The 24,670-nt window shown below is 72.6% G+C and carries 22 protein-coding genes and 1 riboswitch; of the genes, 12 read left to right on the forward strand and 10 right to left on the reverse strand.

Features of this window, described 5'->3' with window-relative positions; all coding sequences use genetic code 11:
* The first annotated feature begins 5 nt into the window (after positions 1 to 5).
* Genes D7147_RS25810 through D7147_RS25835 form a run of 6 tightly spaced genes read left to right on the forward strand, consistent with a single transcriptional unit; the run spans position 6 to position 5,447 of the window.
* Positions 6 to 1,439, forward strand: a complete 1,434-nt coding sequence (locus tag D7147_RS25810; protein WP_120682120.1) for an acetyl-CoA carboxylase biotin carboxylase subunit — start codon at positions 6 to 8, stop codon at positions 1,437 to 1,439.
* Between the two features lie 9 nt (positions 1,440 to 1,448).
* Positions 1,449 to 2,225, forward strand: a complete 777-nt coding sequence (locus tag D7147_RS25815) for an SRPBCC family protein (protein ID WP_120682121.1) — start codon at positions 1,449 to 1,451, stop codon at positions 2,223 to 2,225.
* Positions 2,218 to 2,622 (forward strand): cupin domain-containing protein, encoded by a 405-nt coding sequence (locus tag D7147_RS25820; protein ID WP_120682123.1) that lies wholly within the window; start codon positions 2,218 to 2,220, stop codon positions 2,620 to 2,622. Before D7147_RS25815 ends, D7147_RS25820 begins: the two co-directional genes overlap by 8 nt.
* Positions 2,619 to 3,890: a beta-ketoacyl-[acyl-carrier-protein] synthase family protein gene (locus tag D7147_RS25825; RefSeq protein WP_120682125.1), complete on the forward strand. Its 1,272-nt coding sequence runs from the start codon at positions 2,619 to 2,621 to the stop codon at positions 3,888 to 3,890. Before D7147_RS25820 ends, D7147_RS25825 begins: the two co-directional genes overlap by 4 nt.
* Entirely contained in the window at positions 3,887 to 5,137 is a 1,251-nt protein-coding gene (locus tag D7147_RS25830) for a beta-ketoacyl synthase N-terminal-like domain-containing protein (RefSeq protein WP_120682127.1), read from the forward strand. The genes D7147_RS25825 and D7147_RS25830 overlap by 4 nt, the downstream gene beginning before the upstream one ends.
* Complete coding sequence (locus D7147_RS25835; RefSeq protein WP_120682129.1) at positions 5,130 to 5,447, forward strand: antibiotic biosynthesis monooxygenase family protein; 318 nt, start codon at positions 5,130 to 5,132, stop codon at positions 5,445 to 5,447. The genes D7147_RS25830 and D7147_RS25835 overlap by 8 nt, the downstream gene beginning before the upstream one ends.
* Before the next feature lie 112 nt (positions 5,448 to 5,559).
* Here the strand turns inward: D7147_RS25835 and D7147_RS25840 are convergent, their stop codons facing one another.
* Together D7147_RS25840 and D7147_RS25845 are read right to left on the reverse strand one after the other, a co-directional pair.
* Complete coding sequence (locus D7147_RS25840) at positions 5,560 to 6,501, reverse strand: exo-alpha-sialidase (RefSeq protein ID WP_120682131.1); 942 nt, start codon at positions 6,499 to 6,501, stop codon at positions 5,560 to 5,562.
* Between the two features lie 144 nt (positions 6,502 to 6,645).
* Positions 6,646 to 7,050 carry an MmcQ/YjbR family DNA-binding protein gene (locus D7147_RS25845; RefSeq protein ID WP_120682133.1) on the reverse strand — a complete coding sequence of 135 codons (405 nt, stop codon included), beginning with the start codon at positions 7,048 to 7,050 and terminating at the stop codon, positions 6,646 to 6,648.
* 120 nt (positions 7,051 to 7,170) lie between these two features.
* On the opposite strand from D7147_RS25845, the gene D7147_RS25850 reads away from it, so the two are divergent.
* Positions 7,171 to 7,431: a hypothetical protein gene (locus D7147_RS25850; protein ID WP_120682135.1), complete on the forward strand. Its 261-nt coding sequence runs from the start codon at positions 7,171 to 7,173 to the stop codon at positions 7,429 to 7,431.
* Positions 7,432 to 7,540: 109 nt separating this feature from the next.
* On the opposite strand, the gene D7147_RS25855 is transcribed toward D7147_RS25850, so the two are convergent.
* The 4 genes from D7147_RS25855 to D7147_RS25870 form a co-directional block, all read right to left on the reverse strand.
* A complete protein-coding gene (locus D7147_RS25855; protein ID WP_120682137.1) occupies positions 7,541 to 8,980 on the reverse strand; it encodes a glycine hydroxymethyltransferase in 1,440 nt (479 codons plus the stop codon).
* An 18-nt stretch (positions 8,981 to 8,998) separates the two neighbouring features.
* Positions 8,999 to 9,088: riboswitch (ZMP/ZTP riboswitch) on the reverse strand.
* Positions 9,089 to 9,297: 209 nt separating this feature from the next.
* Positions 9,298 to 9,798 (reverse strand): hemerythrin domain-containing protein, encoded by a 501-nt coding sequence (locus D7147_RS25860; protein WP_120682139.1) that lies wholly within the window; start codon positions 9,796 to 9,798, stop codon positions 9,298 to 9,300.
* A gap of 63 nt (positions 9,799 to 9,861) precedes the next feature.
* On the reverse strand, positions 9,862 to 10,590 hold the full coding sequence (locus D7147_RS25865) for a histidine phosphatase family protein (protein ID WP_120682141.1): 729 nt from the start codon (positions 10,588 to 10,590) through the stop codon (positions 9,862 to 9,864).
* A 12-nt stretch (positions 10,591 to 10,602) separates the two neighbouring features.
* The gene (locus D7147_RS25870; RefSeq protein ID WP_120682143.1) at positions 10,603 to 12,729 is read right to left on the reverse strand and encodes an acyltransferase family protein; all 2,127 of its coding nucleotides are present in this window, start codon (positions 12,727 to 12,729) and stop codon (positions 10,603 to 10,605) included.
* A gap of 165 nt (positions 12,730 to 12,894) precedes the next feature.
* On the opposite strand from D7147_RS25870, the gene D7147_RS25875 reads away from it, so the two are divergent.
* Entirely contained in the window at positions 12,895 to 13,866 is a 972-nt protein-coding gene (locus tag D7147_RS25875; RefSeq protein ID WP_120682454.1) for a DNA polymerase domain-containing protein, read from the forward strand.
* Between the two features lie 29 nt (positions 13,867 to 13,895).
* On the opposite strand, the gene D7147_RS25880 is transcribed toward D7147_RS25875, so the two are convergent.
* The gene (locus D7147_RS25880) at positions 13,896 to 14,402 is read right to left on the reverse strand and encodes an Lrp/AsnC family transcriptional regulator (protein ID WP_120682145.1); all 507 of its coding nucleotides are present in this window, start codon (positions 14,400 to 14,402) and stop codon (positions 13,896 to 13,898) included.
* A 107-nt stretch (positions 14,403 to 14,509) separates the two neighbouring features.
* On the opposite strand from D7147_RS25880, the gene pdhA reads away from it, so the two are divergent.
* From pdhA to D7147_RS25895, 3 genes are all read left to right on the forward strand, one after another.
* Entirely contained in the window at positions 14,510 to 15,676 is a 1,167-nt protein-coding gene (gene pdhA, locus D7147_RS25885) for a pyruvate dehydrogenase (acetyl-transferring) E1 component subunit alpha (protein WP_120682147.1), read from the forward strand.
* Complete coding sequence (locus D7147_RS25890) at positions 15,673 to 16,692, forward strand: alpha-ketoacid dehydrogenase subunit beta (RefSeq protein WP_199734276.1); 1,020 nt, start codon at positions 15,673 to 15,675, stop codon at positions 16,690 to 16,692. Before pdhA ends, D7147_RS25890 begins: the two co-directional genes overlap by 4 nt.
* Positions 16,693 to 16,768: 76 nt before the next feature.
* Positions 16,769 to 18,124, forward strand: coding sequence for a dihydrolipoamide acetyltransferase family protein (locus D7147_RS25895; protein ID WP_120682151.1), 1,356 nt, complete (start codon positions 16,769 to 16,771; stop codon positions 18,122 to 18,124).
* Positions 18,125 to 18,232: 108 nt separating this feature from the next.
* Here the strand turns inward: D7147_RS25895 and D7147_RS25900 are convergent, their stop codons facing one another.
* Positions 18,233 to 20,332, reverse strand: coding sequence for a PQQ-dependent sugar dehydrogenase (locus D7147_RS25900; RefSeq protein WP_120682153.1), 2,100 nt, complete (start codon positions 20,330 to 20,332; stop codon positions 18,233 to 18,235).
* 23 nt (positions 20,333 to 20,355) lie between these two features.
* Positions 20,356 to 21,318 carry a sugar phosphate isomerase/epimerase family protein gene (locus D7147_RS25905; RefSeq protein WP_120682155.1) on the reverse strand — a complete coding sequence of 321 codons (963 nt, stop codon included), beginning with the start codon at positions 21,316 to 21,318 and terminating at the stop codon, positions 20,356 to 20,358.
* Between the two features lie 643 nt (positions 21,319 to 21,961).
* Here D7147_RS25905 and D7147_RS25910 point away from each other — a divergent pair.
* Positions 21,962 to 23,227: a L,D-transpeptidase gene (locus tag D7147_RS25910; RefSeq protein ID WP_120682157.1), complete on the forward strand. Its 1,266-nt coding sequence runs from the start codon at positions 21,962 to 21,964 to the stop codon at positions 23,225 to 23,227.
* A gap of 352 nt (positions 23,228 to 23,579) precedes the next feature.
* On the opposite strand, the gene D7147_RS25915 is transcribed toward D7147_RS25910, so the two are convergent.
* Positions 23,580 to 24,599 (reverse strand): SMP-30/gluconolactonase/LRE family protein, encoded by a 1,020-nt coding sequence (locus tag D7147_RS25915; RefSeq protein WP_120682159.1) that lies wholly within the window; start codon positions 24,597 to 24,599, stop codon positions 23,580 to 23,582.
* Positions 24,600 to 24,670: the final 71 nt, after the last annotated feature.

Below are 24,670 nucleotides of genomic sequence, written 5' to 3' on the forward strand. Positions count from 1 at the left end.
GTGGGATGTTCGAGAAGGTCCTGATCGCCAACCGTGGCGAGATCGCGCTGCGGGTGCTGCGCGCCTGCCGTGAGCTCGGTGTGCGTACGGCGGTGGTCTACTCCGCCGCGGACGCCGACTCCGCCGCCGTACGCCTCTCCGACGAGGCGGTCCGGATCGGGCCCGCGCCCAGCCGGCGCAGCTACCTCAACGCCGCCGCCATCGTTGAGGCGGCCCGGCAGGTGGGTGCCCAGGCGGTGCACCCCGGATACGGCTTCCTCTCCGAGGACGCCGACTTCGCCGAGATCTGCGCGCAGAACGGGCTCACCTTCATCGGCCCGCGGCCGGAGGTGATGGCCGCGCTGGGCGACAAGTCGTCCGCCCGCGCCCTGATGAGCCGGGCTGGTCTGCCGCTGCCGGCCGGCAGTGTCGAGCCGGTGCCCACAGCGGACGCGGCGGTGGAGGTGGCCGGCGAGATCGGCTACCCGGTGATCGTCAAGGCGGCGGCCGGGGGCGGTGGACGGGGGATGACCGTCGTCTGGACCCCGGCCGACCTGCCCCGGGCCTACGCGAAGACCCGAGCCACCGCCCAGAAGGTCTTCGGCGACGACCGGGTCTACGTCGAGCGGTACCTCACCGACGCCCGGCACGTCGAGGTGCAGGTGCTCTGCGACGCCCACGGCAACGGCGTGCACCTGGGCACCCGGGACTGCTCCGTGCAGCGGCGGCACCAGAAGCTCATCGAGGAGGCGCCCGCGCCGGCGCTCTCCGCCGCCACGCTCGACACGATCGCGGAGACCGCGCTGCGCGGCGCGCTCGCGGTCGGCTTCACCGGCGCGGGCACCCTGGAGTTCCTGGTCGACGCCAAGGAGCGGTTCCACTTCCTGGAGATCAACTGCCGGATCCAGGTGGAGCATCCGGTCACCGAGATGATCACCGGCATCGACCTGGTGCACGAACAGCTGCACATCGCCGCGGGAACGCCGCTGCGCCTGCGGCAGGAGGAGATCCGCCTGCACGGAGTCGCCGTCGAGTGCCGGGTCAACGTGGAGGACCCCGACCGCGACTTCGCCCCGACCCCGGGGCGGCTGGAGCGCTTCGTCCCGCCCGGCGGCCCCTTCACCCGGGTCGACACCCACGGCTACCCCGGCTACCTGGTCGGCCCGCACTACGACTCGCTCCTGGCCAAGGTGGCGGTCTGGGCGCCCGACCGGGAGCTCGCCCTCAACCGGCTCGAACGCGCGCTCGACGAGTTCGACGTCGCCGGGCCGGGCGTACGGACCACCATCCCGTTCGCCCGGCGCGTGCTCGACGACGCCGAGTTCCGCAAGGGCCGCCACCACACCGGACTGGTCGACCGGCTGCTCACCGCCCCGCCGGCCGACACCCCGGACCCGCCGGTCACCGCGGTGACCGCGACCCGCCCGTCGACCACCGCCGACCGCCCGATGTCCGACTGAGGAGGACTGATGACCGTCACCCAAGGCCAGCCGCTGACCACTGCGATCACCGACATCCTGGTGACCCACTGCGGGCTGGACCCCGAGGTCGCCGCCCGTGCGCCGGCCGCCTCCCTGGAGGAGCTGGGCCTGGACTCCCTCGCCCTGCTCGAACTGTCGGCGGTGGTCGCCGACCGGTACCGGGTGCAGATCCCCGAACAGGCCGCCCAGCTCAGCATCCCGGCGGTGGCCGACCTCGTCGCCCGCAGCGCCGACGGCCCGCCCACCGCGCACGCCGTGCCCGCGCAGCACCACGGCGAGCGGCCCGCGCACACGGAGAACAGCATCGTGATCGCGGCCCCGCTGCCGCTGGTCTGGGAGATCACCAACGACGTGGCGAACTGGACCGAGCTCTTCACCGAGTACGCGGTGGTGGAGATCCTGCACCGCGACGGCGACACGGTGCGGTTCCGGCTCACCATGCACCCGGACGAGAACGGCATCTCGTGGAGCTGGGTCAGCGAACGTACCGCGGACCCGAAGACCCGCGAGGTGCACGCGCACCGGGTGGAGACCGGGCCGTTCGAGTACATGCGGATCCACTGGCGCTACACCGAGGAGCCGGCGGGCACCCGGATGGCCTGGACGCAGGACTTCTCCATGAAGCCGACCGCGCCGGTGGACAACGCCGGGATGACCGACCGGATCAACGCCAACAGCGCGGTGCAGCTCGCCGTCATCAAGGAACGGATCGAGCGCCGGGTGCAGACGGGGGAGCTCACGGTGAAAGAGGGCGGCGATGAGTGAGCGGACGGTGGGCCTGGTGGCGGCCCGCGACGTAGCGGCCGACCGGCGTCGCGGTGGTGAGCTGCGGGTGCTGCTCGGGCCACGCACCGTCGGCAGCACCTCCGGTTTCATGGGGGTGGCCCGGCTGGGCCCGGGCGAGCGCATCGCCGAGCACTACCACCCGTACAGCGAGGAGTTCCTCTACGTCGCGCGCGGCGCGATCATCGTGGACCTCGACGACCGGCCGGTGCCGGTGGCCGCCGGCGAGGCGCTCCACGTGCCGATCAACGTACGGCACCGGCTGCGCAACACCGGCGACGAGCCGGCCGAGGTGGTGTTCCACCTCGGGCCGCTGGCGCCCCGGCCGGAGCTCGGCCACGTCGACACCGAGCTGGCCGAAGAGCGGGGCGCGCCGTGAGCGGGCGCCGCACGGTGGTGACCGGGATCGGCGTGGTCGCCCCGGGTGGGGTCACCCGGGACCGGTTCTGGAAGTCGATCACCGAGGGGCGGACGGCGACCCGGCGGATCACCTTCTTCGACCCGTCGCCGTTCCGGTCCCGGATCGCCGCCGAGTGCGACTTCGATCCGGTCGCGGCCGGGCTCACCGAGGCCGAGCGACGCCGCGCCGACCGGTACGTGCAGTTCGCGCTCGCCTGCGCCGACGAGGCGGTCGCCGACGCCGGGCTGGAGCTCACCGAGGCCGAGCGGGACCGCACCGGGGTGGTGCTCGGCACGGCGGTCGGCGGCACCATGGCGCTGGAGCAGGAGTACGTGACGGTCTCCGACGGCGGCCGGCGGTGGCTCGTCGACGCGTCCCGCGGCGGCCCCTTCCTCTACCAGGCGCTGGTGCCCAGCAGCCTCGCCGCCGACGTGGCCTGCCGGTACGGGCTGCACGGCCCGGCGCAGGTCATCTCCACCGGCTGCACCTCCGGCATCGACGCCATCGGGTACGCCCATCAACTGATCGTCGACGGCGAGGCGGACCTGGTGCTCACCGGCGCCGCCGACTCGCCGATCTCGCCGGTGACCGTCGCCTCGTTCGACGCGATCAAGGCGACCAGCCCGGACAACGACGACCCCGCGCACGCCTCCCGTCCGTTCGACGCCGACCGGCACGGCTTCGTGCTCGCCGAGGGGGCCGCGGTGCTGGTGCTGGAGGAGGCCGAGCACGCCCGGCGGCGCGGCGCGCACGTCTACTGCGAGGTCGCCGGGTACGCCAGCCACAGCAACGGCTACCACATGACGGGGCTGCGACCCGACGGGATGGAGATGGCGCTCTCCATCGAGGCCGCGCTGCGCCAGGCCCGGCTCGCCCCGGAACAGGTCTCCTACATCAGCGCGCACGGCTCCGGCACCCGGCAGAACGACCGGCACGAGACCGCGGCCTTCAAGCGGGCGCTCGGCGAGGCCGCGTACCGGGTGCCGGTCAGCTCCATCAAGTCGATGGTGGGGCACTCGCTGGGCGCGATCGGTTCGATCGAGATGGCGGCCTGCGCGTTGGCGATCGAGTTCGGCGTGGTGCCGCCGACGGCGAACTGGACCACCCGCGACCCCGAGTGCGACCTGGACTACGTGCCGAACGAGGCCCGCGAGCTGCCGGTCGACGTGGCGCTCTCGGTGGGCAGCGGGTTCGGCGGCTTCCAGTCCGCGATGATCTTCCGGCGGCTGTCGAAGGCGGCCGCGTGACCGCGCGGGCGGTGGTCACCGGCATCGGGGTGGTCGCCCCGAGCGGCATCGGCGCGGCCGCGCACTGGCAGACGGTGCGGGAGCGGACCCGGCGTACCGGGCCGATCACCCTCTTCGACCCGGCCGGCTACCCGACCCGCCTCGCCGGTGAGGTGACCGGTTTCGAGGCGACCGGGTACGCGGAGAGCCGGCAGCTGGTACAGACCGACCGGTGGACGCACCTGGCGTTCGCCGCCACCCGGCTGGCGCTCGCCGACGCCGGCCTGCCGGAGCGCTCGCCCGACCCGTACGGCTACGCGGTCACCCTCGCCAGCTCCTCCGGCGGGAACCTCTTCGGTCAGCGGGAGCTGCAGCGCCTCTGGGGCGGATCGTCGCGCACCGTCGGGGCGTACCAGTCGATCGCCTGGTTCTACGCGGCCAGCGTCGGGCAGCTCTCCATCCACCACCAGTTCAAGGGCCCGTGCGGGGTGCTGGTCAGCGAGGCCGCCGGTGGCCTGGACAGCCTGGCGCACGCGGTCCGATCGGTGCGCCGGGGCACGCCGGTGGTGATCGCGGGCGGCACCGAGTGCCCGCTGAGCCCGTACGCCCTGGCCTGTCAGCTGGCGGGCGGGCTGCTCAGCGACGTCGCCGACCCGGAGCGGGCCTACCGGCCCTTCGACGCGGCGGCGAGCGGCTACCTCCCCGCCGAGGGTGGGGCGGTCTTCGTCGTGGAGGAGCTGGAGCACGCGCTGGCCCGGGACGCCCGGATCTACGGCGAGCTGACCGGCTGGGGCGCCACCCACGACGCCGTGCACACCGGCCCGGAGACGGCCGGCAGCCCGACCCAGTACGCCCGCGCCATGCGGCTGGCTCTCGACCGGGCGGGAACCTCGGCGGAGGAGGTGGACGTGGTGCTGCCCGACGCGCTGGGGGTGCCCCGCTACGACCGTACGGAGGCGACCGCGCTGCGGGCGGTCTTCGGCTCGCGACGGCCGCCGGTCAGTACGCCGAAGCCGTTGACCGGCCGGGCGCACCAGGGTGGCGCGGCGCTGGACGTGGCCACCGCGCTGCTCGCGCTCCGGCACGACACGCTGCCCGCCTCGGCCGGTCCCGACGAGGTGGCTCCCGGCTGTGAGCTGGACTTCCTGCGTGAACACCGGCGACCGCGCAGCCGGGTGGCGATGGTCTGCGCGCGGGGCTTCGACGGCTACAACAGCGCGCTGGTCCTGCGCGGGGCGGCGCCGGTGAGGGAGGACGAGGATGAGTGAACGGCGGGCGCGGGTGGTCTTCCTGGTCCGGGTGCCGGGGGAGCGCACGGAGGCCTTCCTGGCCGCGTACGAGACGATCCGCCACCAGGTGGCCGGCGGGGTGCCCGGGCACCTGGTGGATCAGGTGTGCCGGTCGTCGGCCGACCCGGAGCAGTGGCTGATCACCAGCGAGTGGGAGAGCCTCGCCGACTTCGAGACCTGGGAGCGCAGCCCGGAGCACCGGGAGCTGGTCCGGCCGATGCGGGAGTGCTTCACCGACGCCCGTTCGCTGCGTTTCCACGTCCACGCGCAGACGCCGACGCCCGTCTGAGCGCCGGGCGGCGCTTCCACGTGCCCGCCCAGAACCCGTCTGAGCACGGATCCGCGCGGTGCCGGTCCCGTGCGGACCCCGCCGGGGCGGCACGCCGTCTCCAGGGCCGGGCTCAGCGGTCGAGCGTCACCTCGGCGAGGTAGACGCAGGTGCGTCCCTCGTGGGAGGAGTAGTAGCTCACCCAGAGCAGATCGTCGTGCCAGACCAGGCCGGGGTAGCTGGTGTCGCCGCCGGAGGGCAACGTCACGAGCTCGGTCAGCTCGCCGCGCTCGGCGTCGAGCGCGCAGATCGCGGTGCGGGCGCGGCCGTCGAGCAGGCGTACCCCGGCGATCAGCCGGCCGTCCGGCAACCGCAGCAGAGCGGGACCGCCCACCTGCACCCCCAGGTCGGTCCAGTGCCAGTCCCGGTACGGCGGGCGGGCGCTGCCGAGCTGCGCGGTGGCCGTGTCGCGGTCCCGACGGAGCAGGCAGCGAGCGGCCCCGTCGGGCTCGAAGATCAGCCCCGACTCGTTGGGGTAGCCGTCGGCGAAGAGCGTGGGCACCACCGGCTGCAGGTCGAGGCCGTCGCCGCTGCGGTAGAGGCGCGCGAAGCGCGGTTCCCGGGTGGCGTAGCCGACGCCCCACATGGCGTCGCCGTGCCAGGCCGCCCGCCACAACCACACGTCCGGCTCACCCACCGGGATCGGGTCACCCCAGCGGTGGCCGTCGGCGGAGAGCCAGGTGACGGTCCGGAACGCCTTCGTGGAGCCACCCGTCGCCGCGGCGGCGTACAGCTGGAGCCGGCCGTCGGGGCGGGTGACGAGGCGCGGGTCCCGCAGGTCGGCCCCGTCGCGGGTCAGCAGCGCGGCGGAGGTCCAGTGGCGACCGTCGGCCGAGACGAGCACGCGGACGGCCCCGTCGCCGGAGACGTGCGAGCCGCCCTCCCGGAACACGCAGAACCACCGGTCCCGGTGTCGGGTCAGGTCGGTGAAGGCGTTGTGCGGTGCGCTGTCGCCGATGCGGCGTACCGCGGTGACCGTTGCTTGCGTGGTGCGGCCCATCGGTGACGGGTTCATGCGCGGCGGCCTCCTGGCAGGGGCGTCCGGTCCGGGCGATCACGTTAGGGCCCGAAGCGGGCATCCGGACGGCCCGCCGGCGAACGCCGGGCGAACATCCGGGGCGGACGCCGCCCGTCCCGGCCACCGCCCGCGGCGCCGCGGTCACTCCGGCGACGGCGTGGCCGGCATCCGGTACGCGGCGGCGAGCCGCTTCGGAGCGCGGTCGTACCACGCCTCGACCATCAGCTCGGTCAGCTCGGAGCGCCCGATGCGGGCGAGCCGGACGAGCACCGCCGGATACCCGTCGAAGTGGGGGATGGTGAAGTAGACCGACGGGTCGTCGGCGAGCAGCGCCTCCTTCGCGCCCAGGTCGGGCACCCGGGCGCCGAGGATCGGGCCGTCCGGCGCGTCGTCGCCGAGGACGCTCCGGTCCGCCTCGCGCAGCGGACGTTCCCACACGAACGCCTTGTTCCGCACCCGCCAGGCCGGCAGGCCGCCGTACGACTCGTGCTCGCTCGTCTCGGGCAGGGTGGCCGCGATCCGGCGGACGTCCTCCCAGGTAGCCATCGCCCCAGCGTAGGGGCGCCACCGGCGGTCGGGGCGGTTCGCGGGCGAGTTGACACACCGCGTTCACCGCGTGGCAAAGCGCCACCACTGCCGTTCCGACGTCCTGGATGGACGGTCATAATGGGCCGCATGGTTGCCTGGGAGTACGCTCTGCTGGTCCGCCGCTATCAGGGGCAGGGCCGCAATTTCCACGTGTCGTTCGTCTGGTACGGGCCGGACGGGTCCCGTAAGGACATCACCGCGTACGGCGACACGGCGGTCGCGCACCTCAACCGGGTCGGCCGGGAGGGCTGGGAGCTGGTCTCCGCCGCGGAGGACGTCAACAACGTGCAGGGCAGCACCGAGGTGCACCGCTACCACCTGAAGCGCCCACTCGCCTGATCCGCTGCCCCCATTCGCCGGATCCGCGCCCTGCTTCGCCGTTGATCAAGAGGTTCGCGTCAGGAACCGATCGGTCCGTGACGCGAACCTCTTGATCAACAAGGTCCGGTCAGGTGAGGTCGACGGTGGGGTAGAGGGGGAACCCGGCCAGCAGCTCGCCGGCCTGCCGGCTGACCTTGTCGGCGACCGCCGCGTCGAGCGCGTACTTCGCCTTGGAGGCGGTGCCGTCCGCGTTCGAGCCCGCGTTCGTCTGGCTCAACACGGTGTGGATCAGCTCCGCGATGACGTCCATCTCGGCGGTGCCGAGGCCTCGGGTGGTGAGCGCCGGGGTTCCGATCCGGATGCCCGAGGTGTACCAGGCGCCGTTCGGGTCCTGCGGCACCGAGTTGCGGTTCGTGACGATGCCCGAGTCCAGCAGCGCCTGCTCGGCCTGCCGGCCGGTCAGCCCGTACGAGGTGACGTCGATGATCGCCAGGTGGTTGTCGGTGCCGCCGGTGACGAGGTTCGCGCCACGGCGCAGCAGCCCCTCGGCGAGCGCCTGGGCGTTGGCCACGATCCGGTTGGCGTAGTCGGCGAAGTCGGGGCGACGGGCCTCGGCGAGCGCGACCGCCTTCGCCGCCATCACGTGCGGCAGCGGGCCGCCGAGCACCATGGGGCAGCCCCGGTCGACCTGCTCGGCCAGCTCCGGCTGGCAGAGCACCATGCCACCGCGGGGGCCGCGCAGCGACTTGTGGGTGGTGGTGGTGACGATGTGCGCGTGGGGCACCGGGTCGAAGTCGCCGGTGAGCACCTTCCCCGCGACCAGGCCGGCGAAGTGCGCCATGTCGACCATGAAGGTGGCCCCGACCGAGTCGGCGATCTCCCGCATGATCCGGAAGTTCACCCGCCGGGGGTACGCCGAGTAGCCGGCGACCAGGATCAGCGGCTTGAACTCGCGGGCCGCCTCGGCGACCTTGTCGTAGTCGATGAGACCGGTGCGCGGGTCGGTGCCGTAGCTGCGCTGGTCGAACATCTTGCCGGAGATGTTCGGACGGAACCCGTGGGTGAGGTGACCGCCGGCGTCCAGCGACATGCCGAGCATCCGCTGGTTGCCCAGCTCCCGGCGCAGCGCGAACCAGTCCGCCTCGGTGAGGTCGTTCACGTGGCGGGCCCGCGCCTTCTCCAGCGCGGGCGCCTCGACCCGGTCGGCCAGCACCGCCCAGAAGGCGACCAGGTTCGCGTCGATGCCGGAGTGCGGCTGGACGTACGCGTGCGCGGCGCCGAACAACTCCCGGGCGTGCTCGGCGGCGAGCGCCTCCACCGTGTCGACGTTCTGGCAGCCGGCGTAGAAGCGGCGACCCACGGTGCCCTCGGCGTACTTGTCGCTGAACCAGTTCCCCATCGCCAGCAGGGTGGCCGGGGAGGCGTAGTTCTCACTGGCGATCAACTTGAGTGATTCGCGCTGGTCGGTCAGCTCGGCCGCGATGGCGCCGGCGACCCGGGGCTCGACGGCGCGGATCACCTCGAGCGCGCTGCGGAAAGCGGTGGATTCTGCGTTCGGCGACGACATGCGACCTCCTACTGACGTGCGGAAGGCCCAGGCGCTCGGCATGCGTCCTCTTGACGGGGCCGCTCCCCGATGGTTCTCCATCCCCACGCGCCAGTAACGGCCCGCCCAGATCCTACCGAACCGGAGGTCACCCGCCCGGGCGGCCTCGTTCCGGCGTCGGCCCCGTCCCGCCCGGGTGGCCTGGTCCCGCCCGGATGGCCTCGTTCGGCGCCCGACGGCGTGCCGGTGCGGTCGGGCAGGGCCGGCGCGGGGCACACCGGTGCCGGGGAAACGGCGCCGGGCCCGGCGCAGGGCCGGGCCCGGGGTGCCACCGCGAGTCAGGCCGTCGCCGCGTCCACCGCCTTCTTGACGGCCTTCGGATCCGTCGGCGTGCGCGGCGCGCCCGCCCGCATCTCGATCATCCGCGCGCCGATCTCCTGGAGCTCCTTGCGCCCCAGCTGGTCACGCACCTTGGGGAACCACTCCTGCTCCTCCTCCTCCACGTGGTGCAGCACGTTCTCGATCAACACCGTGGTCTTGGCGGTGAAGTGCTCGTCCTCGGCGTCCATCGCGAACAGCTCGGCGCAGAGGACGTCGGCCACGTGGTGCTCCTCGTACGACTCGAGGATGTCGTCCTCCAGGTCCGGCAGGAGCCGGCGGACCTCCGGGTACATCACCTCGTTCTCCAGGTAGGTGTGCACGGTGAGCGCCTCGATGATCTGCCCGACCAGCTTCTGCCGCCGGCTCGCCGGGCCCTTCTCGGCGTCCTGGAACGCCGTGAACAGACGGCGCATCTCCTTGTGGTCTTCCTTCAGCAGGACGATGGCATCGGTGGACACCGGCTGACCTCCTCGACATGTCGGTTGATCGTCCGGTACCCCGGCGGTGAAGTGCGGAAACAGTCAGATGCCGTAGTGCGTCTGGTCGCCGCCGGCCGGCCCGCTCCGGGTCGGGTGCAGGTGGCTGACCTCGTTGAAGCCGTTCATCCGTAGATGGCCCGAGTGGTCCGCGGACCAGCTGGAGATCGAGCAGTTCGCGATGACGTGCCGGCGGCCCAGCGCCATCAGCTCCTCCTCGGTCAACCCGTCCAGGAGGTACGAGAGCAGGAAGACCAGCACGTCGTGGCCGAAGAGCATCACCCGGCGGTCGGTGTGCTCGTGGCGCAGGTCGGCGAGGAACCCGCGCAGCCGCAGCGCGACATCCGTCCACGCCTCACCGCCCGGCGGCCGGTAGTAGAACTTGCCCAGCCGGTTGCGCCGCTCGTGCTCCTCGGGATGGCGCACCCGTACCCCGTGCGGGGTGAGCCGGTCGAAGATGCCGAGATCCCGGTCGCGTAGCCGTTCGTCGCGGCTCAGCGGTACGCCGGTGCCGGCCAGGGCCAGCTCGGCGGTGCGCCGCGCCCGCAGGTACGGCGACGTCACCGCCACCTCCGGGCGCCGGTCCGGCGGCAGCGTCCTCAACCAGCGTCCCGTGGCGTGGGCCTGCTCCTCGCCAGCGGGCGAGAGCGGCACGTCGGCGTCGCGCTCGGTGCGGGCGACCTCCTCGGCGCCCGAGGACCTCGCCCGCTGGGCCGCGACGTTCCCCGTGCTCTCCCCGTGCCGGACGATCCAGAGTGCGGCGAGCTCCGTCATCGCGGCAGCGGCTCAAGCGAGCACGCGGTCGAGAGCCGTGGCCAGTCGTGGTGCCAACGTCGCCATGTAGGTGGCCGTGACGTGGTTGTTGTCACGGTAGACGAGCACACCGCCGATCACCGGCGCGCAGCGTTCACGTGGGCAAATGGCGTCGTTCAGATCCACCAGGTGCACCTTGTCGTTCTGCCGCGCGGCCGTCTCGTGGGCCGGCCCACCTCCGCCGGCGAGAACCTTGTCCCGGGGCGACGCGCAGCGTGTGAGCTTCCGCGGATTCTCCGAGACGCATTCGGCGATGTCCTTGTCGTGGTAGGGAGTGTCGCGGAGGACGACCACCGGGATCCCCGCGCCGGCCATCTCCGACCAGGTGCGCCGCAGCGCGTCAGCGAACGCGGCCTGTGCCTGACTGGCGACGGGCGCGCCGTCGCGGACCATGACGTAGAAGGAGGTGCTCACTACCAGCAGGTCAGGTCGTTCGTCACCTGTCAGCGCCCTGCGTAGCTTCTCATTCCACTCCGCGCAACTCGGGTACGGCCGGCTGTCCAGCGCGACCACTCCGTTGATGAACGGGCAGGAGGACTTCGTGTAGCTCTTCAGGCGCCACTGCTTCGACACGGAAACCCGTTGCAAGGCCGGCAGCCACTGCGCCGCATGGGAGTCGCCGGCAAGGGCGACGGTGAATGAGGCGTCCGGATCGCCGTAGAGGCAGGATCGCACTTCGCTGCTGCGCTGGTCGGTGTGGCAGCCGTCCTTCCATGCGTCGGGGCCGTCCTGACTGGCGACGAGCGGGTCCGGTACGAACGCGCCTACCCGGTCTACCGGAGTTCCGGCCGCGCTGGTTGTCGGGGATTTGCCGAGCGCGGTCGCGCCGGCGACCGTGGGCGAGTTGACGGTCGCCGGGGTGCCGTTCACGCCTACTGTCGGCACAGCCAGAGATGGGGGCGCCGGCGGAGCCGCTGGTGGCCACACCGTCAGTTGAAAGCTGAGTCCCGCCACCACGGCCACACCGGTACAAACCGCCCCGAGCTGGAGCGATCGAGTGGGCTGCCATGCGAGCGTCTCGGACCTGCGGATGGGGTTCTCGACGTACCGGTAGGTGAGCGCGGCCGGAACCACCGAGGCGGCGACCACGGCGAGGCCGGCGCTCGCGGTCAGTTCACCGAACCGGGCCTCCGCGACGACGAGGAGCGGCCAGTGCCAAAGATAGAGCGAGTACGAGATGGCACCGACGGCGCATACCGGCCGTACCGCGAGCAGGACCGCAGGTCCGGCATTGCCGGCGGCGGGACCGCCGGCGATGACGGCCGCCGTGCCGAGGGTTGGGATCAGCGCCAAATAGCCCGGGAAGGCGGAGCTGTCGCTCAGCAGGAAGGCGGACGCCACGATCGCCACGAGGCCGGACCAGGCGAGCGCGGCAGCGGCCGGACGGGGCAGACGGTGCAGGTAGGCGGCGAGTAGGGCCACGAATCCACCGAGGGCCAGTTCCCACATCCGCGTCGTGGTGACGAAGTATGCGCGGGCGGGATTGTCGCTGGTCAGCCAGACGGACCAGGCGAAGGAGGGCACCGCGACCAGCGCGAGAGCGGCGACCATGAAGCTGGTGCGGGCGTATCGGCGTCGGCCGAGCCACAACGCGGCCACCAGCAGCAGCGGCCATACCAGGTAGAACTGCTCCTCGACACCGAGTGACCAGAAGTGCTGGAGGACGCTGGGCGCGCGATTGGCCGCGAGGTAGTCGACGGACTGTTCGGCGAGCCGCCAATTCATCACGTACAACCCGCTGGACACCACATCCCAGCCCGTAGCGGACCACCGGGTACGTGGCAGGAAGGCGAACGTGAGCACGAGGGTCGCGACGAGCACCACCACGGCGGCCGGCAGCAGTCGCTTGGCGCGCCGGGCATAGAAGCCGCTGAGGGAGAGTCGGCCGGTCTTGTTCACCTCGCTTACGAGCAGACCGGTGATGAGGAACCCGGAGATGACGAAGAAAACATCGACGCCGACGAAGCCGCCCGGGACCAACTGCTGGCCGGCGTGCCCGGCGAGTACCAGGACCACGGCAAGGGCCCGCAGCCCTTCCACGTCGCCACGGAATCCGACTCGAGGATCGGCCGCCTTCGTCTGGCGGATTGTCTGCGTCATTTGTCCCACTCCATGCCCGTGTGTGTCCTTCAAACAACTGGCCACCGGTATGGAGAGTTACGCCGACCCCATCCCGGTCGGCTTCGCCGTGTGAGCGTGGACGGCGGCACGGCGGGTGGGCGCGGGTACCCACACCGAGGACCGCGGACCGCTACCGTGTGGGACGTGGCGACGACGGCCGAGGAGATCCAGGTCGGTGCGCGGGTGGTCCGCGTCTCGAGCCCGGACAAGCCGTACTTCCCGGAGCGTGGGCTGACCAAGCTCGACGTCGTCCGCTACTTCCTCTCCGTAGGTGACGGGATCCTGCGCGCGTTGCGCGACCGGCCGACCATGCTCGAACGCTGGCCGCGGGGCGTCTTCGAAGGCGCGAAGATCGGCACCCGGCAGGACAACCGCGGCGACGCGTTCTACCAGAAGCGGCTGCCCGCCGGCGCCCCCGACTGGGTACGCACCGCGCACATCACCTTCCCGAGCGGGCGGACCGCCGACGAGGTCGCGCCCAGCGAGCTGGCCGTCGTGATCTGGGCGGCCAACCTCGGCACCCTGCGCTTCCATCCGTGGCCGGTCTCCGCGGCGGACGTGGAGCGTCCCGACCAGCTCCGGATCGACCTCGACCCGATGCCCGGGGTCGACTTCGCCCAGGTCGTGCCGGTGGCCCACGAGGTGCGGGCGTTCCTCGCCGAGCTGGGGCTCACCGGTTACCCGAAGACCACCGGTGGCCGGGGGCTGCACATCTACCTGTCGATCGAGCCGCGGTGGAGCTTCGGCGACTGCCGGCGGGCGGTGCTCGCGCTCGGCCGGGAGCTGCAGCGTCGCCGGCCCGACCTGGTCACCACCACCTGGTGGCGGGAGCAGCGGGACCGTCCGGTCTTCGTCGACTACAACCAGATGTCCCGCGACCACACGATGGCCTCGGCGTACTCCATCCGGCCCACCGCCCGGGCACTGGTCTCCGCGCCGCTTCACTGGGCGGAGCTGGACGACGTCCGGCCGGAGGACTTCGACGTGGTCACCGTGCCGGCCCGGTTCGCCGAGCGGGGCGATCCGCACGCCGGCCTGGACGATCGGCGCTTCTCCCTGGAGCCGCTGCTGGAGCTGGCCGACCGGGAGGGGCTGGAGGCCCCGCCGGAGCGCTGACCGGCGGCGCGGCCGGGTCCCCGCTCGGCCTACGCCCAGGGGCTGGTGACCCCGTCGAACTCCTCGAAGACCAGCCAGGTCCGGGTGGAGAGCACCCCGGGGATGCTCTGGATCCGGCCCAGCACCACGTCGCGCAGCGCCGCGTTGTCCGGCGCCCGCACCAGCGCCAGGACGTCGTGGTCGCCGCCGAGCAGTGCCGCGTGCTCGATGTAGCGCACCTGCGCCAGCTCCGCGGAGACCTCGCGCCAGGTGTTCTGCTCGATGGTGAGCGCCACGTACGCCGAGGTGCCCAGCCCCGAGGCCTCCGGCGCGACCTGCGCCCGGAACCCGGTGATCACACCGTCGCGCAGCAGGCGTTCCACCCGGGCGTACGCGTTGGTTCGGGAGATGTGGATCCGTTCGGCGAGCGTACGCACCGAGGTGCGCCCGTCACGGACCAGTTCGTCCAGGATCCGGCGGTCCACCTCGTCCAGCGGACGGGACGAACGTCCCGTGGCAGCGGTCGGCGTTGCTTCGGGACCGGTCGTCTGGCTCACCGGGACTCCTCTCGCGTGCCGTTTGTCTCACGTTCATGGTGGATCTTGAGCAAAACATCCGCAAGGCTGGAGCATAGGGCCACCACACGTCCCAGGAGGTCCCCGCCGTGACGACCACACCCCAGGCGGTCCGCAGGGCATCCCCGCGCAACCGCCGTCGGCCGGCCACCCCGGCCGACCCCGCCCGTCCGCTGCTGCCCGGCGCGCAGCCGGTGAGCCTGCTCGACCCGAGCGGCGCGCCGCTGCCCGCCCGCACCGACTACCCCGAGCCCCCCGGCGACCTCCTGCGGGAGCTCTACCGTCGGATGGTCATCGGTCGCCGCTTCGACACCCAGGCCACCGCGCTCACCAAGCAGGGCCGGCTCGCGGTCTACCCGTCCTCCCGCGGCCAGGAGGCCTGCCAGGTGGGGGCGGTGCTCGCCGTACGCGACACCGACTGGGTCTTCCCGACCTACCGGGAGTCGATGGCGCTCGTCTCGCGCGGGCTCGACCCCGTCGAGGTGCTGACGCTGCTGCGCGGCGACTGGCACTGCGGTTACGACCCGGCCGCCCGGTTCACCGCGCCGCAGTGCACCCCGCTCGCCACCCAGTGCGTGCACGCCGCCGGTCTCGCCTACGGCGAGGCGCACCAGGGGCGCGACACCGTGGCGCTGGCCTTCATCGGCGACGGCGCCACCAGCGAGGGCGACTTCCACGAGGGGATCAACTTCGCCGCCGTCTTCAAGGCGCCGGTGGTCTACTTCGTGCAGAACAACCAGTACGCGATCAGCGTCCCGCTGTCCCGGCAGACCGCCGCGCCGAGCCTCGCGTACAAGGGGGCCGGCTACGGCGTGCCGAGCGAGCAGGTCGACGGCAACGACCCGGTCGCCGTGCTCGCCGTGCTCACCCGCGCGGTGGAGCACGCCCGCGCCGGCAACGGGCCGTTCCTGGTCGAGGCGCACACCTACCGGATGGAGCCGCACACCAACGCCGACGACGCCAACCGCTACCGCGACGGCGCGGAGGTCGACGCGTGGCGGGACCGGGACCCGATCGCGCGGCTGGAGAAGTACCTGCGCGACCGGGGCGAGCTGGACGACGACGGGGTCGCCGCCGTGGCCGCCGAGGCCGAGGCCTACGCGGCCGACGTGCGCGAGCGGATGAACGCGCAGCCCACCGTCGACCCGCTGAGCCTCTTCGACCACGTGTACGCGCAGCCCACGCCGCAGCTGATCGAGCAGCGCGAGCAGGTCCGCGCCGAGCTGGCGGCGGCCGAGCAGGAGGGGGACGCCTGATGGCCACCACCATGGCGAAGGCGCTCAACGCCGCGCTCGCCGACGCGATGGCCGACGACGAGCGGGTGCTCGTCTTCGGTGAGGACGTCGGCCAGCTGGGCGGCGTCTTCCGGATCACCGACGGTCTCCAGGCCCGGTTCGGCGACAAGCGCTGCTTCGACACCCCGCTCGCCGAGGCCGGCATCGTCGGCTTCGCGGTCGGCCTGGCCATGTCGGGGCTGCGGCCGGTGGTCGAGATGCAGTTCGACGCCTTCGCGTACCCGGCCTTCGAGCAGATCGCCTCGCACGTGGCGAAGCTGCGCAACCGCACCCGGGGCGCGCTCAGCGTGCCGATCGTGATCCGGGTGCCGTACGCGGGTGGGATCGGCGGCGTCGAGCACCACAGCGACTCCAGCGAGGCGTACTACGCGCACACCCCGGGGCTCAAGGTGGTCACCCCGGCCACCGTCGACGACGCGTACTCGCTGCTCCGCGAGGCGATCGACGACCCCGACCCGGTCGTCTTCATGGAGCCGAAGAAGCTCTACTTCGCCAGCGGCGAGGCCGAGCTGCCGACGCGTACCGCGCCGTTCGGCCGCGCCGTCGTGCGCCGCCCCGGCCGGGACGCCACGCTGATCGCGTACGGGCCGTCGGTGCCGGTCGCGCTGGAGGCCGCCGAGGCCGCCCGCGAGGAGGGCTGGGATCTCGAGGTGGTCGACGTACGCACCATCGTCCCGTTCGACGACGAGACGGTGACCGCCTCGGTGCGCCGTACCGGCCGGTGCGTGGTGATCCAGGAGGCCCAGGGCTTCGCGGGTGTCGGCGCCGAGATCGCCGCCCGGGTGCAGGAGCGCTGCTTCCACGCCCTGCACGCCCCGGTGCTGCGCGTCTCCGGCCTGGACATCCCGTACCCGGCCCCCATGCTGGAGCACACCCACCTGCCCGGCGTGGACCGGGTGCTCGACGCGGTCGCCCGCCTGCAGTGGGATGACCAGCCGGACCCGCGCTGGCTCCCCGCCCCCGAGGCGGCGGCATGAGCGAGCGGAGCGAGCGAATCATCGGGCGCAGTGCGGTGGTGCCTCATGCCGCTGCCGACCGGAGGGAGGCAACGGCATGAGCGAGCGGGTTTTTCTCCTGCCCGACCTCGGCGAGGGGCTCAGTGAGGCGGAGATCGTCGAGTGGCGGGTCGCGGTCGGCGACACGGTGACGGTGGACCAGACCGTCGTCGAGGTGGAGACCGCCAAGGCCGTCGTCGACGTGCCCTGCCCGTACGCCGGGCGAGTGGTCGCGCTGCACGGTGCTCCCGGCGAGGCCCGCCCGGTCGGCCAGCCGCTGATCACGATCGCGACGTCGGACGGCGCGGCGGCCGCGCCCGACAGCACCCCCGAGCCTCCCGGCCACGCCACCTACCGCGAGGAGGAGCGGGCCGGCTCGGGCAACGTCCTGGTCGGCTACGGCACCGGGCACGGGCCGGGACGTCGCCGCCGCAGGTCACGGCTCGCGGTCGCGCCGGAGCCGGCCGCCGTCGTGGCCCCGGAACCGGTCGCCGTCGCGGCCCCGCGTCCAGCGGCCGCGGTCGGGTCCACGGGCGACGTCGCGCCGCTGGTCATCTCGCCGATCGTCCGGCGGCTGGCCCGCGAGCACGGGATCGACCTCGCCACCCTGACCGGCAGCGGCCGCGGGGGAGTCGTCCGCCGCGCCGACGTGGAGGCCGCCCGTACGGCGGTCGCTGCCGCACCGCGCGCGGTGCCGCAGCCGTCGGCGGGTGGCGACGGCGAGGACCTGGTCATTCCGCTGACGGGCATCCGCAAGGCGATCGCCGACAAGCTCTCCCGCAGCCGGCGGGAGATCCCCGAGGTGACGATCTGGGTCGACGCGGACGCCACCGCCCTGCTGGAGACGCGCGCCGCGATCAACGCCGCCCGTCCGGAGCAGCCGGTCAGCGTCCTCGCCCTGCTGGCCCGGATCTGCCTCTCCGGTCTGCGCCGCTATCCGCAGCTGAACGCCCGGGTGGACACCGAGGGGCAGCGGATCCTCCAGTCCGCGGGCGTGCACATGGGTATCGCCGCGCAGACCGATCGGGGCCTCGTCGTCCCGGTGGTACGCGACGCCCAGCGGCTGACCACCGCGGAGCTCGCCGTCGAGCTGGCCGAGACGACGGCCGCGGCACGGGCGGGCACGCTGGCGCCGGCGCGGCTCACCGGTGGCACCTTCACCTTGAACAACTACGGGGTGTTCGGTGTGGACGGCTCGACGCCGATCATCAACCACCCGGAGGCGGCGCTGCTCGGGGTGGGGCGGATCGTGGACAAGCCGTGGGTGGTCGACGGAGAGCTCGCGGTCCGCAAGGTCGTGCAGCTCAGCCTCACCTTCGACCACCGGGTCTGCGACGGCGGGGTCGCGGGCGGCTTCCTGCGGCACGTCGCCGACTGCGTGGAGCAGCCCGCGCTGCTGATCGCGGCCGTCTGAGGTACGCGCGGAAGGGCCGGCACCTCGCGGTGCCGGCCCTTCGGTCGTGGTGGCCGTGCCGCCGGGCTGCGCGGTGGTGGCCCGGTGTGCCGGGCCACCACCTGCGGATCAGCGGGCGCTACCGCCCGGGGTGAGCACCACCTCGGCGCTGCCCGTCTGCGGCGGCACACCCGGGTCGGTGGGCGCGTCGGTGTACTCGGCGACGAAGACCGCCCGCAGGTTGTCGGCGCCGCCGTGACCGGGGTCGAGGAAGGTGGTGATGCTGCCGGTGCAGCCGGTCGCGGTCGAGAGCGGGTGCCCGTGCTCGTCGTGGCCGAGGATGTACGTCACCTGCACCCGCGAGCAGTCGACCGGCAGGTCGTCGGTCACCCGCACCTCGAAGCTGACGGTCTGGCCGAACTCGAAGGGCTGCCCCTCGGTCGGGGTCACGAACTCGACGATCGGTGCCCGCGGCCCCACCAGCAGCGGCAGCGTGGCCGCGGCCGAACGCCCGGTGCTGTCGGTGACCTTCACCGTCGGGTTGTACTGGCCGTTCGCCTGGTAGGTCCAGGTCGGGTTCGGGTCGGTGGAGTCGACCGAGCCGTCGGCGTTGAAGTCCCAGGCGTAGCGCAGCCGGTCGCCGTCCGGGTCGACGGTGCCCGCGCTGGAGAAGCGCACCGTCAGCGGCGCCTGCCCGACGGTCGGGTCGGCGCTGATCTGCGGGATCGGCGTGCGGTTGCCCCGGACGAAGTCGATCCGGGAGAGCTGCGCGTCCGGGTTCTCGGCGAAGTACCCGTCGCCGTACTCCAGCACGTAGAGCGCCCCGTCCGGGCCGAACTCCAGGTCCATCGGGTTGTCGACGACCAAGGACGGGGCCACCGGACGGATGTCGCGTACCTCGCCCCGGTCGTCGAGGCGGAACTCCTTGATGTAGTCCCGGGTCCACTCGTAGAACAGCGGCACGCCGTCGTAGTAGGCGGGCCAGCGGGTCCGCGACGTGTTCCGCCCGTCGTAGTCGTACGCCGGGCCGCCCATCGGGCCGATGCCGCCGGTGCCGAGCTGCGGGAACTCGCCGGAGGCGGCGGACGGGTACCAGACCTGCGGGGCCTCCACCGGCGGCAGCCGGCGCTGCCCGGTGTTGTGCGGCGAGTCGTTGACGAGCCGGTCGCAGTCGAACTTCCTGCCCGGGGTGTTGGTCGCGAAGTCGAAGTCGCGGTACGGCAGGTCCGGGGTGGCGCAGTACGGCCAGCCGTAGTTGGCCGGCTTGTCGACGACCATCCAGCGGCCGTGTCCGGCCGGCCCGCGGTCCGGGTTCGACGACCCGGCGTCGGGGGAGTAGTCGGCCAGGTAGACGTCGTCGGTACGGCGGTCGACGGCGAACCGGAACGGGTTGCGCAGCCCCATCGCGTAGATCTCGGGACGGGTCTTCGCGGTGCCCGGCTTGAACAGGTTGCCCGCCGGCACCGTGTAGCCGCCGCCCGGCTTTACCTTGATCCGCAGCAGCTTGCCCCGCAGGTCGTTCGTGTTGCCCGAGGTGCGCTGCGCGTCGAACGCGGGGTTCCGGTCGGCCCGCTCGTCGATCGGCGTGTAGCCGTCGGAGAAGAACGGGTTGGTGTCGTCACCGGTGGAGAGGTAGAGGTTGCCCTTGCTGTCGAACTCGATCTGGCCGCCGACGTGGCAGCAGATGCCCCGGTCGACGGGCACGTCGATGATCTTCTGCTCGGTGGCGAGGTTGAGCTTCATCCCCTCGAGCTTGAACCGGGACAGCCGCAGCGCGCCGCGGAACCGCTGCCAGTCCGCCTCGGTGCCGACGAAGGGCGCGTCACCCTCGTTGACGTCCGGCGTGCTCGGGTCGTCGGCAGGGGTGTCACCGGGAGGGGAGTAGTAGAGGTAGACCCACTTGTTGCTGGCGAAGTCCGGGTCGATGGCGATGCCCTGCAGGCCCTCCTCGTCGTGCTCGTAGACGGGGACGTCGGCGGCGAGGGTGTTCAGGCCGGTACGCGGGTCGTGGATGCGGACCTCGCCGGTGCGCGCGGTGTGCAGCACCCGCAGGTCGGGCAGGACGGCGAGACTCACCGGCTCGCCCGGGAAGTCGTTGAGCGTGACCTTCTGGAAGCTGGAGTCCGGCGGTGCGGCGGGTGCGGGCGCGGCGGCCGACGACGCGGCCGGCGCGCCCAGGCCGGCGGTGACCAGCGCCAGCGCGGACAGGATGGCGATCCTTCTCTTCACGGTGGTTCCCCCGGGGGTCGTGGTCAGTAACGGAGAGACGCGAGGTAGTCGAAGCCGACGCGGGCGGTCTCCAGCGCGTCGGCGGGCGCGCGCGGCGGAGTGCCGGCGTCGTCGCGCTCCACGATGTACTCCTCGATACCGGCCTCCCGCTCGTGCGCGAAGATCCGGCCGAAGTCGATGAGGCCGTCGCCGAGGTCGGCGAAGCTCGCCTCGGTGTCCATGTCCTTGACGTGGACCTGGCGGATCCGGCCCCGGTGGGCGCGGATCAGGTCGATGGGGTCCTGCGCGCCGCGCCACGCCCAGAAGAGGTCCAGTTCGAAGTGGACCAGCCGCGGGTCGGTCTCGCCGGTGAGGATGGCGAAGCCGGTTCCACCGCCGGTCAGCGGGACGAACTCGAGTTGGTGGTTGTGGTAGCCGAACTCCAGGCCGGCGCGCTCGGCCAGGCGGCCGGCGCGGTTGAGGTCACGCGCGAGCGCCCGGTAGACCTGCGGGTCGCGGATCGGCTGCCCCGCGGAGTCCAGTCCGAACCACGGGTGCACGATCTTCCGGCAGCCGACCGTGTTCGCCTCGTCCAGGGCGCGTTCCCAGGTGTCGGCGTCGAAGGGCTGCGGGATGCCGGTGTGACCCGAGGTCGCGCGCAGGCCGGCCTCGTCGAGGGCGGCGCGGAACTGGGCGGCCGTGCGGCCGACGAAGCCGGCGTGCTCGACCCGCCGGTATCCGATCCGGCGCAGCGCGGTGAGCGTGCCGGGCAGGTCGGCAGCCAACTGGTCGCGCAGGGTGTAGAGCTGGATGCTGATTCGGTCGACCGGCACCCGGCGCCGGCCGCCGCCGTGGCCCGAGCCGCCGGAGGCCGACGCCGCGGAGGCGCCGAGGAGGCCGGCCGTACCGACCGCGGCGGCGGAGACGGTCGCCGCGCGGAGCAGCCCGCGTCGGCTGACCGGTTCGGCGGACCCCGGCGGCTCCGCCGGCTGTTTGCTCTGCTCCATGGTGGTGTCCCTCCCTGCCGGACGCCGCTCATCCGGCGGTTGTGGGTCGACCGGCCGCCGTCTCCAGGCACGCCGGACCGGCCGGAGCGGGTCCGGCGGACGTGGCGGTCGGCGTACGGATGGAGACGAGCCCACGCGGGGCGCGCCACTGTCGGCGGGGCGGGCAGCGGATCGACCTATGGGCAACTATCTATCTGGCCCGTCACCGTACCCTTGCCGACGGTCGAAGGCAAAGGTTCTGTCTGGGGCGCCGAACTTTCGCTGGGGCCGACAAAAGTTGCCCGAGGCTCGCGTCCCTCGGTTCTCGATCGGCCGGATCGCCGCCATCCCGGGGCCCCGCGACGGGTGATCGGCGCGGGATTCCTGAAGTCGACGGGCTCCGCCGACCCCCGGCTCACTCGGGTGGGGCGGTTGAATCGGGCCGGGCCGGCGCGGACGGGACGGCCCGGCCGTGTCGGCGCGCCGGGCGACCGTACCCGCCCGTCCCGCCCGATGCCGACCGCCGCCGACGATCCGTCGCTTTCGGCGCAGCGTGGCGAAATGCGACAGGTAATTGTCGTGACCTTATTTCGTGAATTGCGGGGGTAGTCGTATCGGGGTGGAGAGAATGTGCCTACGGAAGCGGAAAACGGGGGGACGCATCATGAGGCTGAGGCGGCGTTTGACGCTGTTGGGGGTGGCCGTCGCGGCCGCTCCACTGATCCTGGTCGGCTGCACCGCGGATTCGAAGAACGACGACCGGCAGGGCGGCAAACGCGCCGCGGCGCCGGAGCTCACCGTGACGCCCGGCGACCGGGCGAAGGACGTGCCGATCAGCGCCGAGGTCGGCACCCAGGTGGCGGGCGGCCGGGTGACCGGGGTCCGGATCACCGACGACAAGGGTAAGGAGATCAAGGCCGAGCCCCGCGAGGACGGCTCCGCCTGGGTGCCGAGCACCACGCTGCAACCGAAGCGGACGTACACGGCCGAGGTGACCGCGACCGGCGACTCCGGTAAGACGACGACCCGCAAGACGACCTTCACCACCAGGCCGAAATCGACCAAACCGGCGGTGACCAGCACCCTCTATTTCGCCGACAAACGGACGTACGGAACCGCGATGCCGGTGACGGTCGCATTCGACCCGCCCATTCCGAAAGAGGCCAGGGCGGATGTCCAGCGCCGGTTGTTCGTAAAGACGAACCCGCCGCAGCCGGGTGCCTGGTCATGGGTGGACGACGGTAGTCAGGTCTATTACCGGGCACCCGATTTCTGGCGGCCGGGCACGACGATCAGCGTCCGGTCCGGCCTGGAAGGGCTGCCGATCGGCAAGGACCTGGTCGGCGACGACGACCGGAGGTCGACGTCGAAGATCGGTCAGCAGGTCTCTCTGGAGATCGACAACGCCACGAAGCAGATGTCGGTGCTGCGCGACGGCAAGGTGATCCGCAAGATCCCGGTCAGCCTCGGCAAGCCGAGCACGCCGACGTCCAGCGGCAAGATGGTGATCATGGAGCAGCACCAGTTCACCACGTTCGACACGACGGGTTCGGCCGACCCGTACGTGGTGGACGTGGAGGACGCCCAGCGGCTCACCTGGGGCGGCGAGTTCATCCACGGTGCTCCGTGGTCGGAGGGGGACCAGGGCAGCACCAACGTCTCGCACGGCTGCACCAACGTCTCGGCCGCTGCCGCCGACTGGCTGATGAACAACACAAAGGTCGGTGACCTGGTAACCGTCAAGGGCACCGAGGTGGAGCTGCAGAACGGCAACGGCTGGACCGCGTGGAACGTCAGCTGGGGCGAGTTCGTCAAGGGCAGCGCGCTGCCGGTGCCGAGCGGGCTGGGCCCCGCGCCGAGCCAGCCGGCGCATCCGGGCGCGGTCGCCGGCGGTTCGCCGGCCCCGCACCCCTCGGTGACGGGCGGCTGACCGCCGTACCGCACCCGGGTCGGCCCGCCGTCGCGCGGGCCGACCCTGCCCGTCCCGCCGGCCCGGTGGCCCGACCTGTCGGCCGAGCTGTTCTCGGCCCGACCCGCGGTCCGGTCCGGGCTTGATCGTCTCGAACTCCATGAACTCGGGGCGTCCCGCCGCGCGGAGACCCCGACTTCACGGAAGGCGAGTCGATCACGAAAACGCCGCCGTGCGGAGACCCCGACTTCACGGAAGGCGAGTCGATCACGAAAACGCCGCCGTGCGGAGACCCCGACTTCACGGAAGGCGAGTCGATCACGAAAACGCCGGCCGGCCGGCGGACCGCAGCCGGCCGCGCCGAGCGCCGACGTCAGGTCAGCCGGACGCGGGCGACGCCCGGGCCGATCAGGCTGCCGAGCCAGAGCAGCTCGCCGTGCTGACGTACCCCCGTGATCATCCAGTAGTCGCCGCGTGGGCCGTGCAGCGTGCGGCGAACGGTGCCCTCGCCGTCGACCAGCGCGACCAGGCCGTAGCGGCGCGGCTGCGGCTGCATGGCGTCGGGCAGCAACGCGGCGAGCTGGCGCAGCCTCGGGTGCGGCAGCAGCCGCTCGGCCACCGCCACCCGCGGGCTGGGCAGCGCGATCCAGTAGGTGCCGTCGCCCACGGCCGAGAGATTGTCCGGATACGCGGGCAGGTCGGCCAGGACGCGGACCGCGCCGCCGGGCAGGTCGACGCGGAGCAGCCGGTGCGTGGTCGTCTCCACCAGCATCAGGGCCGACTCGTCCGGGGTCAGCGCGACCCCGTTCGGGAAGTAGAGGCCCTCCGCCACCACCTCGGCGCGTCGGTCGCCGGGCCGGTACGCGAGCACCCGACCGTTGGGCCGGTGCTCCAGCAGGTCCCGCTTCCAGTGCGAGACGGGAAAGCGGTCCGAGCTGTCGGTGAAGTAGATGGTGCCGTCCCGCGCCACTGCGGCGTTGTTGGCCAGGTGCACCGGGGGTGCCGTCCCGGTCAGCTCGTGCACCGCGCCGTTCGGGGTGACCCGGAGCAGCCCCCGGTAGGCGTCGCAGACCACCAGCCCACCGCCGGTCGGGTCGAGCTCGATCCCGAGCGGCCGGCCGCCGGTCTCGGCCAGCAGCCGCGGCAGGGTCCCCGGCGGCGCGTCGGCTGGCCACCACCAGAGCCGGCCCTCCTCGTCGCCGCTGATCACCCGGCCGTCCGGGTCGACGACCACGTCCTCGGGGCCGGCCGCGCCGTCGGGCAGCGGCAGCAGCTCGACCGTGTCGAGCCGTCGGTCGGTGGCGGCCCACGGGCCGGTGAGTGGCGGCGGGACGGTGGCCGGCTCACGGACCGGCCGGATCAGCCGGGGAGGCCGGGGGTGGGGGACGACCATCCGACCATTGTCACCCGCCGATGTCCGGATGCGCCGTCACCGGCCCGCGCCGGAGCGGCGCGCGGGTCGGC

The sequence above is a fragment of the Micromonospora musae genome, from assembly GCF_003626545.1.
Taxonomy (GTDB): domain Bacteria; phylum Actinomycetota; class Actinomycetes; order Mycobacteriales; family Micromonosporaceae; genus Micromonospora; species Micromonospora musae.